The organism is Alcaligenes faecalis (genome assembly GCF_002443155.1).
GTDB lineage: Bacteria > Pseudomonadota > Gammaproteobacteria > Burkholderiales > Burkholderiaceae_B > Alcaligenes > Alcaligenes faecalis.
The window spans coordinates 2,588,085-2,603,474 of sequence record NZ_CP023667.1; the positions used below are offsets into that span (position 1 = coordinate 2,588,085).

A 15,390-nucleotide genomic window follows, 5' to 3' on the forward strand; every position below is an offset into this window, starting at 1 on the left:
TTCGTTACGCCCCTGCAAAGCGAGCGATGTCGCCCATCAAGTCCTGGGCGATACGTTCAAACCGCTCCTGCGTCACCCCCTGCATCATGGGTGCATCCTGCCAGGCCTGAAGGTTGCCAAACTGAAACGGCAAATCAAAACAATGCCCGCTAAATACCCCCTCAAGCGGGCTTTGTTCCGTGAAGTCATTCCAAACCACAGAATGCCCCGCAGCCTTCAAACTGGCCGCATACTGCGTGGGAAAACGCTGAAACTGCAACCAGGACGAAGCTGCCACCACTTGCTGATACGGCGTCAGGCCCGACTCTACTCCCTGATACGCCCCATTTCGCAGCAGGCAGTCTGGCAAATCCTCCACAGGCCATACACTCAACGCCTGATCGACCTGCTCTTGCGTCGCCTGCCGATGAAAAGGCACATCAAAAAAGAACACCGAGGACTCTTGGGCTGTACAGCGCAGATACACCGCCTGTGCATGGCAGGCTTGCGCCGCCCAGTCAGGATTCAATAAATCCGGCGGCATCTCCGCACTGGCCACCGGCAAGAATGCCGAAGGAGCATAAGCCAAACGTGGCGGCTCTTTTTCCAAGGCCACCATGCCGTGCTGCATCAAGGTATCCACGTCCGCCGTCAGCCATTGATCACCCAGGCTTTGTCGCACGCGTTCCGTAGTTTTTCTTTGCTGCTCGGGCGACCACGGCGTGCGCGTTCCCATGCTGAGCAAAGCCACACGGTCAATCCAGCCTCGTGTGGACTCCAGCACGCTAAGCAAATGCGCATACCAGCCACCTGCCGATTGCCCCATCAAGGTGATCTTGTCCGGGTCGCCACCAAAGGCATGGATACGATCCTTCACCCACTGCAGCGCCAAGAGCAGGTCGGCTGCTGGCAAAGGCAAGTCGTTCGCTTGTGCATCACCCAAGTGTCCCAAGGCACCCAGACGATAATTGACATTGACCACCACCATGCCCTGCGCTGCTAGGCGGGTGCCGTCATACCAATCCAAAGAAGCGCCGCCACTCATCCAGGCACCGCCGTGGATAAAGAACAGCACGGGCAGACCTTGCGCTTGGGCGGGTGCCCACACATTCAGAAAATAAGCGTCTTCAGATTGCGGATTGGCACTGCCTGCGCCCATGACTGCAGCAAGGCGGCTGGGACGCTGCGGAAATACAGGCACCTGATCCAGCGATGTCGCTGCCACCCGACCCGTCGTCGCCCGCGCCGCTTCAAAACGGCGCGTGCCTTGGGCGTAACGCAGGCCATACCAGGCCTGCACCTCTACGCCATCAGCGCGACAACGACGCGAGGGAGCATTGATCAGCAATGTCGCCGTCATGGCTTAGAGCTTGTTGGAAATATAAGGCGTACCGGTCATGCCGTTGCCGTGCAGCTCGTATCCCATCGGCGCAGTAATCGAGGCATGGCGAGTACCTGTATTAATGTCACGCCACATGCGGCCCAGCAGACTGTTTTCCGCAAAGGAGGCCGTGCCATGCAACCAGCACAGATTATTCACGGCATCCACCAGTTCGTGTCCGGCATGGCCGATCCCGGCGCGGTGGCGGGCGCGTAGCTCCAAGGGCATCGGCACTGTGCCAGAGGCAGCAGCATCAATTTGAGCCGCAGCGCGTTCCAACAATAAGCGGGCACCATCAATCTGGATACTGGCCGTGCCCAGGTTCTGCACAAATGCCCCCGAATCCGACTGTTTCTTGTAATGGGTATAGGTAATGCCGCGTTTGCCACTGACGCCACTGGTGAAATCCACGGCAGCTTGAGCCGCTCCCAACGATGGTGCTTGAATGCAGGTCGACATGGTCAGGTGCGGCGTCAAACGACGGCCAAACGTAGCCAAGGGATCTTGCTCCTGCACATCACCCATCAATTGCTGAAACGTGATCAGACGCTCTTTGGGCACCCACAGGTTTTCAGCCACCATGGTGTTGGAGCCTGAACCGCGCATGCCGATGGTGTACCAGGTGTCCTGAATTTCAAACTCATCACGACGCATCAGCACAAAGCCCACGGTAGGCTCGACCAGCTCGCTTTCCTTGATGAACAGAATCCCCAATGCCCAGTCCGAGTGGTTGCTGTTCGAGGCAAAAGGCCACTTGCCCGTAATGCGCCAGCCATCACCATCCGGCGTTGCCGTACCTTGCGGCTGGGCAAAAATGGACGCGGCACGGATAGGGCCATCCGCAAACACCTCATCGAGCATGGCATCGCTAAAGCGGTTGGCCAACATCACCGAGCCATTCGAGATCACTACACACCAGGCGGCCGCCGGATCGTAATAGCCCACGGCGCTGGCGCACTGCAAGAGCATGTCCGCCCCACCCTCGTAACCGCCGTAGCGCTTCAAGGCCGAAATGCGCCAGGCCCCGGTGGATTCCAAAGCCTGAACCGCCTCATCCGACAACATGCGATTACGGTCTGCCTGAGGGGCCAGCTCGCGTAGCAACGGGCCGATTTCGTGAATGCGCCCCACAATCTCCTCGGTCTCCTGACGGGATGGTGCCTGGGTGACGGTGACCCGCTCGCGCTCGGCGACCAATGTAGCTCCTGTGATAGCCATAACTGCTCCTTAGAATTATTTGATATGGCAAATTTATAGCTATCGTTAGATAATCGCAATATCAATAATTATAGAAACCGTCAAAACTGCTTGTATTATTGGATTTATCCGGGTTTTCACCTAGTAAAAATCGCCAATTCTCTTTATTTTAAATTGCATAAAACTAACGATCACAAATAATTTGAGCATAAAAAAGAAGAAAGAGACGGGAGCAGACCAGCCCGCCAAAGCATGAGACGAAAAAAAACCGCCGACCCGAAGGTCGGCGGTTTTTCATGTAGAGAACCGGCTTTAACAGCCTGTTTTCATTACATGTTTTCGATCATGACATCGCCAAAACCGGAGCAGGACACTTGAGTAGCGCCTTCCATCAGACGGGCAAAGTCATATGTCACTTTACGCGAGGTGATGGATTTTTCCATGCTGGAGATGATCAGATCAGCAGCTTCAGTCCAGCCCATGTGACGCAGCATCATTTCAGCGGACAGGATCAGCGAACCTGGGTTCACGTAGTCTTTGCCAGCGTACTTGGGAGCGGTACCGTGGGTGGCTTCGAACATGGCCACGGAGTCGGACAGGTTGGCACCGGGGGCGATACCAATACCACCCACTTGAGCAGCCAGAGCGTCGGAGATGTAGTCGCCGTTCAGGTTCAGTGTGGCGATAACGTCGTACTCGGCAGGACGCAGCAGGATCTGTTGCAAGAAGGCATCAGCAATCGAATCCTTGACGATGATCTCGCGACCGGTCTTGGGATTCTTGAATTTGCACCATGGACCGCCGTCGATCAATTCAGCGCCGAATTCTTTTTGAGCCAGTTCGTAAGCCCAATCACGGAAGCCACCTTCGGTGAACTTCATGATGTTGCCCTTGTGAACGATGGTCACGGAAGAGCGATCGTTGTCGATGGCGTACTGGATGGCCTTGCGCACCAGGCGCTCGGTACCTTCGCGGGAAACAGGCTTGACACCGATACCGGAGGTATTGGGGAAGCGGATCTTGTTCACGCCCAGAGTGGTTTGCAGGAAGTCGATCAGCTTCTTGGCGCTTTCGGATTCAGCAGCAAATTCGATACCGGCGTAAATGTCTTCGGAGTTCTCGCGGAAAATGACCATTTCGGTCTTTTCTGGCTCACGCACAGGCGAAGGAACACCCTTGAAGTAGCGCACTGGGCGCAGGCAGACGTACAGGTCCAGTTGCTGACGCAGGGCCACGTTCAGGGAACGGATGCCGCCGCCAACGGGAGTCGTCAGAGGGCCTTTGATGGATACGACGTAGTCTTTAACGGCATCCAGCGTTTCTTCTGGCAGCCACACGTCGGAACCGTACACCTTGGTGGATTTTTCACCGGCGAACACTTCCATCCATTCGATCTTGCGCTTGCCGCCATAAGCTTTGGCAACAGCAGCGTCGACCACTTTGATCATGACTGGCGAAATATCCACGCCCGTACCATCACCCTCGATGTAAGGAATAATGGGTTGATCGGGAACATTCAGGGAAAAATCCGCGTTAACTGTAATTTTCTGCCCCGACGCGGGGATCTTGATATGCTGATAGGACATGGATGCTCCAGTTGTGCTCCAATATTAGGGATAGCTAAACACGGAACGCTTTTGCGTTTCCGAAGTCTTATATAAGAGTTTAACTTAATTCGCGCGTATTCAGGCACCTGTAAACTCAAAGCTTGCCAAAAATGCTTGCATTCTTGACAACTTATCCATTCTACACGGCCACGCTTGCGGCTTGTGCCGGCCAGACGCCCCCACAGTTTCCCGTAAAATGCGCGCCAAAGATTCGCATTTTCTGACTATTTTTTTCTCGATTCCACCATGTTCAACCCCTCTCGCGAGCAGGTTCGCCAATTTTTCATTGAAGCTTGGGACAAGCACCAAAGTGGTCATCTGCTGACCGCTCTGGAAACCATGGCGGTGGATCTGGTACAACAGCACCCTGAGTACCACGACGATTTGCGCAACGCCGACGCCGTCAACCAGGACTATTCGGTGGAGCAAGGGCGCAGCAACCCTTTTCTGCACCTGTCCATGCACCTGGCCATCAACGAGCAACTGTCCATTGACCAGCCTCCGGGCATCAAGGGAGCCTATCAGCGCTTATTGACCACGCACGACCAGCACGCCGCAGCGCATATCATCATGGAAGCGCTGGGCGAGGTGATCTGGGAAGCACAACGTCTGGGCACACCACTGAACAATGAGCGCTATATCGAATTGATCTTGCGCCACAGCACACGCGACTAGACGCCGCGAGCTGCTCTATTTTCTATTGCTCAACGGGCCGGGCTGACGCGACAGCCATACCGAGATGCTGTCGATATCAGCCTGACTCATGGTGTTGGCCATCGCCCCCATGACCGCATTCTTGCGAATATTGGCGGTAGCCGGCGCTCCGGCCTGACCGCGCTGATAGGCCATCAGGGCCTGCCGCAAATAATCCGCATGCTGGCCAGCCAGAATGGGATATTCCGGATTCAAGGGCGTTTTCGCATCGTCGCCATGACAGGATGCGCAATTCAGATTCTTCCAGGCTTCCCCGCCTGCCTTGACCAGATCCTCAGCGGCCATTGCCTGACCGGCTACCCCGGCCATCAGCCCCATTGCCACCAGCAAGACTGTTTTTCTCATACGTGCCTCCCCGTCCTCAAGGTTTGTTGCCCGCGTAGTACGCGGCAATATCCGCCATGTCCTGTTCGGACAAGCTCAGCGCAATGGCTTGCATGGTGGGGAAGGTTCGAGCGCCGCTGGCATACTCCTTGAGTGCTGCTTCTATATAAGCAGCCCCCTGCCCGGCAATCATGGGGACGTGATAGACCTCGGGAAAGCTGGCCTTGTAACCGGGCAAGCCATGACAGCCTATGCACATGGAGATCTTGTCGCGCGCCGCCTCGGGATTGGCCTTGATCGGCTCGGAATCCTGCGCCTGGGCTGCCCAGGGCAGACAGGAGCTTGAGGCCAGAAGAAAGAAAGAGACATACCGCTTCATTTGCAACTTCATCATCGCTATTCGCTTTGTCGTGGAGTTGAAAACGGTCCGGGTCAGGCTCTGCGTCTATTGCAGCAAAAGGTGAATCAACGCGACACCTGGCTCTGTGATGCTGACCGACGAGTACTGAGTCGATTGTATGATAATTGCCAAGGATGACTGATACTAGTATTTATACCCGAGTTTCTATTCTTGACAGATCAACATTTTAAGTACAAGTTTGAGCCGATTTATGACTACTACGACCCGTTTTGAAGGCACCGACCAGTACGTTGCCACCGATGACTTGAAGCTGGCCGTCAACGCCGCTTTGACGCTACAACGTCCTTTGTTGATCAAAGGCGAACCGGGAACCGGCAAGACCCTGCTGGCTCTGGAAGTGGCTCGCGCCCTGGGGCGCCCCCTGCTGCAATGGCATATCAAGTCCACCACCAAGGCGCATCAGGGCCTGTATGAATATGATGCTGTCTCGCGCCTGCGCGACTCCCAGCTGGGCGATGAAAAAGTCCGCGACATTGGCAACTACATTGTGCAGGGCACGCTGTGGCAAGCCTTTGAGTCCGAGGAACCCACTGTTGTTCTGATCGACGAGATCGACAAGGCCGACATCGAGTTCCCCAACGACTTGCTGCAGGAATTGGACCGCATGGAGTTTCATGTTTACGAAACTCGCCAGACCGTCAAGGCGCGCCATCGTCCCTTGATCATCATTACTTCCAATAACGAAAAAGACCTGCCCGACGCCTTCCTGCGCCGCTGTTTCTTCCACTACATTCGCTTTCCCGAGCGCGAAACCATGGAACAGATCGTGGCCGTGCACTACCCCAATCTGCGCAGCGACATCCTGTCCAGCGCCCTGGACACCTTCTTTGCCCTGCGCGATGTCCCCGGTCTGAAGAAAAAGCCGTCCACCTCGGAGTTTCTGGACTGGCTGCGTCTGCTGCTGGCCAACGACATTCCTGCCGATGCCCTGCACGAGCTGGATGAAGGCCTGCCCCCCATGGCCGGAGCCTTGCTGAAAAACGAACAGGACTTGTCCTTGATGCAGCGTCTGGCCGCCATGAGCCAACGCAGCCAGCGCCGGAGCTGATATGCAAACAAGCGCTTTCTCCCAGCCATTGGCCCCCCTGACGCTGGAAGGATGGGACGTACGTCTGGAGCCTTTGCAACTGGCGCATGTGGAATTGCTGGAAGCCGCCGCTGCCGATGGCGAACTTTGGAATGTGCGCGTGACCAGCGTGCCCGCCCCCGGTCAGGCTCAGGATTATGTACAAAAAGCTCTGGACGGACTGGGACAAGGCCATATGCTGCCCTTTCTTGTACGCGATCTGCGCACAGGCCGGGCTGTCGGCACGACACGCTATCACGATATTGTCACGCCGCTGGCCCGCCTGGAAATAGGCTACACCTGGTACGCCCGCAGCGCCCAGCGCAGCCACGTCAACACTGCGACCAAGCTGCTCTTGCTGCAACATGCCTTCGACACCCTGGGAGCCGCAGTCGTAGGCTGGCGCACCGACCACCTGAACTTCAAGTCCCAGCAAGCCATCACCCGTCTGGGGGCGCGTTTTGACGGGCGGGTCCGCCACCACGCCATCCGTCGCGACGGCACGATACGTGACACCATGTTCTACAGCCTGATGGCAGGCGAGTGGCCCGATACCCGTGCCCACTTGCTGGACAAACTAAGGCAGCACGGCCATGTTGCTTGATTTCTTCTACCACCTGCGCGAACGCGGTCTGCCGGTTTCCATCCAGGAACACCTGACGCTGCTGGACGCATTGTGCAAAGGGATCATGCCCCCCACGCTGGACGACTTCTATCATCTGTCCAGACTGGTGCTGATCAAGGACGAAACGCTTTACGACCGCTTTGATCTGGCCTTTGGCGAGTTCTATCAACCGCAACTGGAAGCACTGGCCAAAGATAAAACCTTGCCCGAAGACTGGCTGCGCAAAACCCTGACGCGTAACCTGACCCCGGAACAAAAAGCCGCGCTGGAAAAACATGGTCTGGACAAACTGCTGGAGATGTTCAAAGAGCGTCTGAAAGAGCAGCAAGGGCGACATGCAGGTGGCAACAAGTGGATCGGCACGGGCGGCTCATCCCCATTTGGACACGGCGGCTATCACCCCGAAGGTATCCGTATCGGCGGCCCTTCTGCGGGCAACCGTACCGCCATCAAGGTCTGGGAAAAGCGCGAGTTCGTGGATTACGACGACCAGCAGGAACTGGGCACACGCAACTTCAAGATGGCGTTGCGACGCCTGCGACGCTTTGCGCGCCAGGGGGCTCCCACCGAGCTGGATCTGGACAGCACCATACGCGAGACGGCTCGCAATGCGGGCATGCTGGACCTGCAAATGCAGGCCGAGCGACAAAACCGCGTCAATGTGCTGATGCTGCTGGATATAGGCGGCAGCATGGATGACCACATTGCTCAGGTGGAATCCTTGTTCTCGGCCGCACGTTCCGAATTCAAACACCTGGAGGCCTACTACTTCCATAACTGCGTGTATGAATCAGTCTGGCGGAACAATTCGCGCCGTCAAAGCGAGAGGTTGGAAACCTGGGATCTGCTGCGCAAGTACAACGAGGACTGGCGCATCATCATCGTGGGCGATGCCACCATGAGTCCTTACGAGATCATGGCTCCAGGTGGTTCCGTCGAGCACTACAACAAGGAAACTGGCGCGGCCTGGCTGCAACGCCTGAACGACCATTGGCCGCGTATTGCCTGGCTCAACCCGGAGCCGCAGGCTTATTGGCCGTATCGCCAATCCATCGCCATCATCCAGAACCTGATGTCCGACCACATGTACCCCGTCACCAGTGCAGGGCTGGAAGAGGCGATGCGGTACTTGTCGCGGTAGCGTCAGACTTCTATCAAGCAGGAAATTAAAAGACCCGAATTTCGGGTCTTTTTTTACGACTAAAAAACCCGCAGAATCTTGCGACTGTGCGGGCTTTCCATCAGGCTTTGCTACTGCAGCGATTAACGACCTCTCTGACGTTGCAACATCCCGGCACGTTGTCGCTCCAGATCCTTGATCTGACTCTGCAATTCACGCAACTGCTCTCGGGCTTCACGCTCTTGTTCAGCCAGCGCCTGGGCTTCGCGACGGGACTCCTCGCGCTGGGCGATGGCCAAGGCTTCCTGCTGACGCTGCAATGCCAGATCGTTCTGCAACACAGTCAGTTGGTCCGCGCTTTCATTCAATTGCTTTTCAGCCTTGGCAACTTCAGCCTGCAGCTTGATGCGCTCCAGATCGGCGGCCGCGTAGTCCACCGTGTCCTGACGGTACTGGGTGTACATGCGTTCGGCCAGGGATTCGTCGGTGGTCTTGAAGACGCGCCAGAACTCACGCTGCTGGAACAGGGCCACGTAATAGGTCATGCTTTCGGCGGAGAACAACAGGCTGGCACCAAAGCGGCCGTTATAGGAGGTACGCAGCTCTTGTACGGCACGGGCCTGAATCAGCTGCTGCAGCTGAGCCACAGTGGTGTTGTGATAAGCCGGGGCCGCTGCGGGCGCAGGCGCAGCTGCTGGAGCCGCAACCGGGGCTACCTCTTCAACCTCTTGCTCTTGGGTTTGCGCCACCACGGGCCGCTCTGGTTCCTGTACCAAAGACACCGAGCTGCACGCTGACAATAAAAGAAGTCCTCCCATGGACAGCAACACCGCCGTCTTCTGACTAAGGTTCACCATACCCATCCCTTGATAATCAATTTTTTGTGTTTAGCTTGATACACAGAATCAGCCCGTATTCTAAACGCGGCTTGTCGCATCTTGTGCCTTTATGTTGAATTTGCGCATCTTTTCCCACAATACTTTACGAGAAATCCCTAATACGGCAGCGGTATCCTGACGTCGCCAGTTCTGTGTATCCAGAACCGAAATAATACGGGCACGTTCTTCCTGCTCCTGTGCACTCAGGCTGATGACGGGCTCGGGCCGCTCCAGAATAGGCGCATCATCAGGCAAGGCCAGGGCGGGTGCCATAACGGGGGCATTAAAGCGCTCCAGCACCTGTCGCAACTGCACTGACTCCCAAGCCCCAAACTGCTTGCTCATGACAGCAACGCGCTCAACCAGATTGGCCAGCTCGCGCACATTGCCGTTAAAGCGCATGCTGCCCACCGCATCCAGTACCCATTGAGGGATATCCTCGACATCACACTCCAAGGCCTGTTCCAGCAAGGCGCAGAAAATAGCGATTTTTTCCTGGGAGCCACGCTGCTCCAGATTCGGAATCAGCAGTTCCACCACGGCCAGGCGGTAATACAGGTCTGCACGGAACTGGCCTTGTTGCACCAGCCCCAACAGGTTTTTGTTGGTGGCAGCCACCATACGAAAATCTACTGGGATCTGTTGTGTCGATCCCAGGCGCGTTACCGAACGCTGCTCCAGCACCCGCAGCAGCTTGACCTGCTGGTGCAAGGGCAAGTCCCCGATCTCATCCAGAAACAAGGTCCCTTGATCTGCCTGCTCGAAATAGCCTTTATGGGCACCAATCGCACCCGTAAAAGCCCCTTTTGCGTGGCCGAAGAAATGGGCCTCGAACAAACCTTCCGGAACCGCCCCGCAGTTGACAGGAACAAAGGGACCTTGAGCACGTGAAGAGCGCTCGTGCAGCAGCTGAGCAATGCGCTCTTTGCCCACACCTGTTTCGCCATGAATCAGGACACTGGCCCCGCTATCGGCATACATATCGGCTTCAGCAATCAGGGCCCGCATCACAGGCGATACGGCTACTAATGGTTGGGGGCCGCCCTGCCCTTCGCGCTCGACCTGCGCGGTCAGTCCGGCCAGCTTGGCGACCAGGGTGCGCAGTTCAGCCTGACTAAAGGACAGGGGCAAGGTATAGGAGTAGGCCGAGGGGTAAAACCGCGGATCGTAGCCCCGATCTTCCGAGGCCACCCAGATCACCGGAATGGCGTGCTCGACCAGCCACTGGTGCTGCTCAAAACGCCCTTGCGCCATCACACTGACGGACACCAGTGCAACCGCATGGCGCGTGGGATGACGCTCGGCATCCAGCACCAGGGAAGGCTCTACGCGCATGACCGCTACCGAGCTGGGTTCCATGGCGCGCTCAGCGCGCGTCACCAGATCGGAGCTGCCCTCCCAGACGTATAAAACAGGTTCATTACCCATAAAGCTGACACTCATTGCTGTGTTCGCCTCCCGCCCTATTGCACCAGATAGGCAGTACCACACTGCACATCGTGAAGTTTCACATCAGCCTCGACCAGGCTCAGGCCCAGCAGCTTCAACAGTTCTTCCAGCAGCGCGCTCAAGCCTTGCAATACAGGGTCCAGCAAAGCGACAACCAGACTTAATACGGCACCAACCAGGTTCGAGTCTTTAAAGACCAATACCTCAACCGCACCCGTCCGGCACTCGCGCATCGCTTGCTGACCACCAATACCACCGATCACGCAGGCCAGATCACTCAAGGGCGCGCCCAGCAGGGTTGTCAGCAAATTATCGACAAAGCCCAGAGTTCCGCCCAGCACACCAATTAAGCCGTTCTGGCTCATGGTTCGAGACAATTGCTCCATGCGCTCCTTGGACCAGTTCATCTCGTTCACAACAGCCGACACTGAGCGACCTGCCCCATCGCCCACCAGACTTTCTGCCATCTGACGCTTGCCGGATGCACCACTCCAGGGTGTGTTCAGCAAGTCACCCAAAATGCCCGACAGAACCGCATCAGAGAGCAGGCGCACACTGCGGGACAAGTCCAGCTGAGTCGCGTTGACAGTTGCCTCTGACGGCTCGCCCGGAGGCGCGGTCAGGGTCACATGCACCGGGTTTTTGGTATCAATCAAGGGCAAGGTGACCTTGGCTGTCAACGGGAGGATACCCAGCACATTGATGACACGATGGCGCTGAATTTGCCCGAAGGATTCATCCTTGCAGCTATTGCTGGTCGAAAAGAAATCCGAATGCGGGAACTTGCCCAGACACACGTTCACCAACGAGGAGCTGACCGCAATCGTGGCCTGATTCTCGGCAATCGGTGCACGGCAAATATTGACCAGTTCACCCGTGGCTTGGGACAGCTCAATAATGACTGGCAAGCTGACTTCGGTTCCCAGCACTTTCAGGATCGGGCCTGCCAATGGAATCTTGGACGTGTCCAGATTCAGATAGACACGCACACCCGCCGAGTTCGCTTTGGTGCCTATCCCGCCCATGGCGATACTGGGCGGTTCCACAACCCGCACTCGCAGATCCAGTGCGTTATTGAACATATTGGTCAAGCCGGAAGGCAGTGCAGTCAGATTCAGATCAATCAAGTTCTGGCCGTTGGCCACTACCAGGCCGGTATTGACCAGTTGCAGCACGTCCAGATTCACATTCAAGGCCGACAAGGGATCAACCCCATTGATCAAAGCCAGAATACCGCCATCACCCAGCAGCTTGACGGGCAGATCCAGAGGGCCAACACCGAGCAGCAAGCGGATGTATTCCTGCAAGGCCCCCACATCCAGGCCCAACGTTTTCTGCTGATCCAGCAAATCCAGGCTGGCGCTAAGCAGATCCGCCAAAGTCAGCTGCTCCAGTCGCGCCAACTCCTCCGGCGTACCCACACCCGCGATCACCGTTGCAGGCAGCCCCAAGGCTTTCAACAAGCCGGAAGGCGTGATCTTGGCATTGACCAGACCGGCCGAATCCAGCACCGTCAATTGATCGGGACGCAGGCCCACGCCACGCAGCAGGTTATAGACCAGGCCATTGCGTTTCAAGGACAAAAGGCGACTGCCCACGGAGAAGGTCGCAACCGGCTCACTGTTCTTGGCGGTGGCAACCGCCTCAATCACCGAGGAAGTAAAGAAAGGGAACAAGGAAGGCGGCTGATAGCTCAAATGCACGCGCACGGAATCAGCGGGCAAGGCAGAAACAAAACGCTGGGCCGGATCACTGTGGCTACTATTCCATTTACCGCAAAGGACTTTGGCGCCATCGCCTGTCAAACCCGCAGCAGGCGAATCGGGCTGGCTGTTCAGGCTGAACCTGGCCATGCTTTCACCTTGCTGGCAGCCCAGCGCATCCCCGGAACCCAAAGCCTGCGCCCCCGCCAGTGCAGCCAGGTCAGCCGCGTTTTGCAGCCCCCGCTTCACATGGAAGTTATGTCCCAGGTGCGCCGCACCCAGCAACACCAGCCCCACCAGCAACGCGGCGGCCGCAGGCACAATAATGGAACCTTGCTGCTTGTGCGCCTGCTCGTTCCGGGTTCGAGTTCTTCCCCATTTCATCTCGCTCTCCTGACCCGCTCCAGCCCTGTGGGCTTTAATCACTACCGTTTGTTTTGATGCGCTCTTTCATGTACTCGGGGATGGGATGCTTGAAACTGTTCAAGTAACGCTCCCAGGCCAGATTCGCTGCCGCACCATGCACGGGCAAGACCTTGCCTTCCCGGTCCGGATCCGCCTGCATGCTGAGCAGGCTGCGGGTATCCGGGCCGACCTCGATACGTGGCGGAATATGACGACGCTCGTTTTGTACATGCACAGGCAGGCCTTCCACTTCAGGCCAAGGGTGGACTTCCTCATCACTCAAGCGGTACTTCTCGTAAGGCTGACGTTCAGCGGGAACTGTTTCCGCCGCCGGAGCGGCCGGTGTATGCACCCCCTGATTGCTGGCTGCTGCCGGGCTGGTGCTGACCGGGTAGGTGCTGGTGCCTGAAACCATGGTTCCAGTCAGCGGAGCTTGTGTCTGCGCCCAGGCACTACTAGCCATCAACAAGGTGCAGCAGGCCAAAATGCGGGATCGGTTCATTGCGATATCCTTGAAAAAACGGCAATCAATTCATTGACGAGGACACAGGGCCCAGACTTTCCAGCAAGGGACGATTCAAGCCCGCTTGCGTAGACGACACTACGACTGCTGCTGGACGAGCCACCGCCGGATTTTGAGCCTGAGCGGATCGATTCAAGACCACTTGCCCCATTGGCGCCGGGCTTGCCGGACTCAATGCCACCGCCTGAGCTCTGGCCTGCTCATCCTTTGCAGCCGCTGCCATGCGCAGTTCTTGTTGTTTCTGCATTTGCTGACGGGCGTGCAATTGCTCCAGATCCTGTCCAATTTGTTCTGCCATCTGCACAATGGCTTGCTGGGTTGCGGCGTCCATACCCGCTTGCTGCATCACAAAGCCAGCCCGTTGCGTTTCCTGGCTGACCAGCAAATACAAGGCCATATTGCTCAAGATCTTGGGGTTGTCCGGAGCCAGTTCGGCCGCCTTGCCCAGGGCCAGACGTGCCTCCTGAGGGCGACCGGAACGCAAGTAGGCATAGGCCAGATCACTTTGCACAATTGCATTGGTCGGATCTTGCTGCGCCGCCTGCTTCAGAAAATGAGCGGCCTGATCAAAGTGCTGTTGCGACCCTGCAATCAAGCCTAAGCCCTGATAGGCCTGGCCGGCGACTGGCGTGTTCAGCAAAGCCTTGAAGGTCTGGGCAGCTTGTTCCAGCTGCCCGGTTTGACGCTGCGCTTCAGCCCGCAACACCATGACTTCGGGATCCGCTCCGTACTCTTTTTCCATGGCCTCGGCATAGGCCAGGGACGCAAAGTAACGTCCCTGCTTTTGCGTCTCTTGCAGCATGCGTACCGCCATCTGCTTGTCAGTGGGTTTGCGTTTTTCCCAATGCTCGATTTCCTTGCTCTGCAAAAAGGCTTCCTGCTCCTGTTGCTGACGCACCAGCTCGTAAGCCGAATCCGTGGTGGAACACGCCACCAGCAAGGTGCTGCTCAAACCCAGTGCGGCCCAGCGCATCACGGGACGAATCCATCTCGACGTTTTCATCAAAGTCATCCTCCGGCCACTTGGCTCAAGCCACGGAACAAGGCCAGAAAACCTGACCCTGCAGTAATGATCAACAAGGCAGGCAACAAGGTCAGCACCATGACGCCCGTCATCTTCACAGTCAATTTGCCCACCTTGGCTTTCAGTTCCAGACGGCGCTGCTCTCGCAGACGCACACCGAAGCGGTGCAAGGGTTCCTGCATCGCGCCACCGTGCTGATCCACTTGCACAATCAGACGGCAAATCACGGCCAGATCCTCGTTGGTAAAGCCGCTGGCAATGCGCTCCAGGGACTGTTCACGAGTACGGCCACGGGCATATTGCTCAACTGCAATCGTCAGCTCGGAACCCATGACGGGAATCACGTCGTGAAACTCGCGCTCAATGGTGTGCAAGGTCTGGTCCATGGACAGGCCCACGCCTTGCAGCAAACGCAGCAGGTCCACAAACAGGGGCAGCTCGGCAGCGATACGCAGACGACGCTGCGAGACTCGGCGTGCCAGCCACCATTTGGGCAGCATCCAGCCCAGGGCAAAGCCAATGAATACGGACACAAACGGCACATATTCATTCAGCCTGCGAGTCATGGGCAGCAAGCTGAACACAACAATCAGGAGAAGGCTCAGCCCCACTCGACTCAAGACGAAATACTGCCGCGCCACGTCAATATGCCTGAAGCCGGCATTCATGATGAGCACGCGGTCCTCTTCGCTAAGCAGACTGGAGCCGAAGCGCCCTTTCAGCCAGCGCTCCCCCAGACTGCCTGCCTGGATCTTGATCTGTTCCACCGTCTGACGAGACTGGCTGGGCGCTTGCGACGTATGTGGCGCACCCTTCAGGCGTTCATCAACGACCTGGCTCAAGCGCATGGCTTGCTGACGCTGCTGCCAATGGTTGTGAAACCACAAGGCAAACAGAATCAGGCCAGCCAGAGCGCAAGCCACGGCTCCCCAGACCAGAACGGTTTGTGCTTCCAAGGCCATCATGTCTTGCTC

The 15,390-nt window shown here is 57.0% G+C and carries 15 protein-coding genes; 4 read left to right on the forward strand and 11 right to left on the reverse strand.

All coding sequences use genetic code 11. From position 1 onward, the window contains the following. Positions 1-4: 4 nt before the first annotated feature. The 3 genes from CPY64_RS12185 to icd all read right to left on the reverse strand — a co-directional run bounded on the left by CPY64_RS12185 (position 5) and on the right by icd (position 4,143). A complete protein-coding gene (locus tag CPY64_RS12185; protein ID WP_042488353.1) occupies positions 5-1,339 on the reverse strand; it encodes a carboxylesterase family protein in 1,335 nt (444 codons plus the stop codon). Positions 1,340-1,342: 3 nt separating this feature from the next. After that, entirely contained in the window at positions 1,343-2,578 is a 1,236-nt protein-coding gene (locus CPY64_RS12190) for an acyl-CoA dehydrogenase family protein (protein ID WP_042488355.1), read from the reverse strand. 308 nt (positions 2,579-2,886) lie between these two features. After that, positions 2,887-4,143 carry an NADP-dependent isocitrate dehydrogenase gene (gene icd / locus CPY64_RS12195; protein WP_042488358.1) on the reverse strand — a complete coding sequence of 419 codons (1,257 nt, stop codon included), beginning with the start codon at positions 4,141-4,143 and terminating at the stop codon, positions 2,887-2,889. Positions 4,144-4,410: 267 nt separating this feature from the next. Here icd and CPY64_RS12200 point away from each other — a divergent pair, with 267 nt between their 5' ends. After that, positions 4,411-4,839 carry a DUF1841 family protein gene (locus CPY64_RS12200; RefSeq protein ID WP_042488361.1) on the forward strand — a complete coding sequence of 143 codons (429 nt, stop codon included), beginning with the start codon at positions 4,411-4,413 and terminating at the stop codon, positions 4,837-4,839. Positions 4,840-4,854: 15 nt separating this feature from the next. Here the strand turns inward: CPY64_RS12200 and CPY64_RS12205 are convergent, their stop codons facing one another. Then, the gene (locus CPY64_RS12205) at positions 4,855-5,223 is read right to left on the reverse strand and encodes a c-type cytochrome (RefSeq protein ID WP_042488363.1); all 369 of its coding nucleotides are present in this window, start codon (positions 5,221-5,223) and stop codon (positions 4,855-4,857) included. A 16-nt stretch (positions 5,224-5,239) separates the two neighbouring features. After that, entirely contained in the window at positions 5,240-5,596 is a 357-nt protein-coding gene (locus CPY64_RS12210) for a c-type cytochrome (protein WP_009456766.1), read from the reverse strand. 217 nt (positions 5,597-5,813) lie between these two features. Between CPY64_RS12210 and CPY64_RS12215 the strand changes: the two genes are divergently transcribed. From CPY64_RS12215 to CPY64_RS12225, 3 genes are read left to right on the forward strand one after another with little or no spacing between them, the layout of a single operon-like run. Continuing rightward, positions 5,814-6,671 (forward strand): AAA family ATPase, encoded by an 858-nt coding sequence (locus CPY64_RS12215; RefSeq protein ID WP_009456767.1) that lies wholly within the window; start codon positions 5,814-5,816, stop codon positions 6,669-6,671. A gap of 1 nt (position 6,672) precedes the next feature. Continuing rightward, on the forward strand, positions 6,673-7,293 hold the full coding sequence (locus tag CPY64_RS12220; protein WP_042488366.1) for a GNAT family N-acetyltransferase: 621 nt from the start codon (positions 6,673-6,675) through the stop codon (positions 7,291-7,293). Then, positions 7,283-8,455 carry a vWA domain-containing protein gene (locus CPY64_RS12225; RefSeq protein WP_042488369.1) on the forward strand — a complete coding sequence of 391 codons (1,173 nt, stop codon included), beginning with the start codon at positions 7,283-7,285 and terminating at the stop codon, positions 8,453-8,455. The genes CPY64_RS12220 and CPY64_RS12225 overlap by 11 nt, the downstream gene beginning before the upstream one ends. Before the next feature lie 122 nt (positions 8,456-8,577). Here CPY64_RS12225 and CPY64_RS12230 read toward each other — a convergent pair whose 3' ends face one another. From CPY64_RS12230 to CPY64_RS12255, 6 genes are read right to left on the reverse strand one after another with little or no spacing between them, the layout of a single operon-like run. After that, positions 8,578-9,291 carry a DUF2968 domain-containing protein gene (locus tag CPY64_RS12230; protein WP_042488419.1) on the reverse strand — a complete coding sequence of 238 codons (714 nt, stop codon included), beginning with the start codon at positions 9,289-9,291 and terminating at the stop codon, positions 8,578-8,580. 60 nt (positions 9,292-9,351) lie between these two features. After that, positions 9,352-10,755, reverse strand: coding sequence for a sigma 54-interacting transcriptional regulator (locus tag CPY64_RS12235; RefSeq protein WP_042488373.1), 1,404 nt, complete (start codon positions 10,753-10,755; stop codon positions 9,352-9,354). A 20-nt stretch (positions 10,756-10,775) separates the two neighbouring features. Then, on the reverse strand, positions 10,776-12,848 hold the full coding sequence (locus CPY64_RS12240; RefSeq protein ID WP_042488376.1) for a pilus assembly protein TadG-related protein: 2,073 nt from the start codon (positions 12,846-12,848) through the stop codon (positions 10,776-10,778). A gap of 34 nt (positions 12,849-12,882) precedes the next feature. Continuing rightward, positions 12,883-13,371 (reverse strand): DUF3613 domain-containing protein, encoded by a 489-nt coding sequence (locus CPY64_RS12245; RefSeq protein WP_052363023.1) that lies wholly within the window; start codon positions 13,369-13,371, stop codon positions 12,883-12,885. A gap of 25 nt (positions 13,372-13,396) precedes the next feature. Further along, positions 13,397-14,395, reverse strand: coding sequence for a tetratricopeptide repeat protein (locus tag CPY64_RS12250; protein WP_052363026.1), 999 nt, complete (start codon positions 14,393-14,395; stop codon positions 13,397-13,399). 5 nt (positions 14,396-14,400) lie between these two features. Next, entirely contained in the window at positions 14,401-15,381 is a 981-nt protein-coding gene (locus CPY64_RS12255) for a type II secretion system F family protein (protein ID WP_042488379.1), read from the reverse strand. Positions 15,382-15,390: the final 9 nt, after the last annotated feature.

Bases quoted from the DNA above. Each gene is read 5' to 3' on its own strand.
- CPY64_RS12185 (WP_042488353.1), bottom strand. From the start codon at position 1,339: ATGACGGCGACATTGCTGATCAATGCTCCCTCGCGTCGTTGTCGCGCT.
- CPY64_RS12190 (WP_042488355.1), bottom strand. From the start codon at position 2,578: ATGGCTATCACAGGAGCTACATTGGTCGCCGAGCGCGAGCGGGTCACC.
- icd (WP_042488358.1), bottom strand. From the start codon at position 4,143: ATGTCCTATCAGCATATCAAGATCCCCGCGTCGGGGCAGAAAATTACA.
- CPY64_RS12200 (WP_042488361.1), top strand. From the start codon at position 4,411: ATGTTCAACCCCTCTCGCGAGCAGGTTCGCCAATTTTTCATTGAAGCT.
- CPY64_RS12205 (WP_042488363.1), bottom strand. From the start codon at position 5,223: ATGAGAAAAACAGTCTTGCTGGTGGCAATGGGGCTGATGGCCGGGGTA.
- CPY64_RS12210 (WP_009456766.1), bottom strand. From the start codon at position 5,596: ATGATGAAGTTGCAAATGAAGCGGTATGTCTCTTTCTTTCTTCTGGCC.
- CPY64_RS12215 (WP_009456767.1), top strand. From the start codon at position 5,814: ATGACTACTACGACCCGTTTTGAAGGCACCGACCAGTACGTTGCCACC.
- CPY64_RS12220 (WP_042488366.1), top strand. From the start codon at position 6,673: ATGCAAACAAGCGCTTTCTCCCAGCCATTGGCCCCCCTGACGCTGGAA.
- CPY64_RS12225 (WP_042488369.1), top strand. From the start codon at position 7,283: ATGTTGCTTGATTTCTTCTACCACCTGCGCGAACGCGGTCTGCCGGTT.
- CPY64_RS12230 (WP_042488419.1), bottom strand. From the start codon at position 9,291: ATGGTGAACCTTAGTCAGAAGACGGCGGTGTTGCTGTCCATGGGAGGA.
- CPY64_RS12235 (WP_042488373.1), bottom strand. From the start codon at position 10,755: ATGAGTGTCAGCTTTATGGGTAATGAACCTGTTTTATACGTCTGGGAG.
- CPY64_RS12240 (WP_042488376.1), bottom strand. From the start codon at position 12,848: ATGAAATGGGGAAGAACTCGAACCCGGAACGAGCAGGCGCACAAGCAG.
- CPY64_RS12245 (WP_052363023.1), bottom strand. From the start codon at position 13,371: ATGAACCGATCCCGCATTTTGGCCTGCTGCACCTTGTTGATGGCTAGT.
- CPY64_RS12250 (WP_052363026.1), bottom strand. From the start codon at position 14,395: ATGAAAACGTCGAGATGGATTCGTCCCGTGATGCGCTGGGCCGCACTG.
- CPY64_RS12255 (WP_042488379.1), bottom strand. From the start codon at position 15,381: ATGATGGCCTTGGAAGCACAAACCGTTCTGGTCTGGGGAGCCGTGGCT.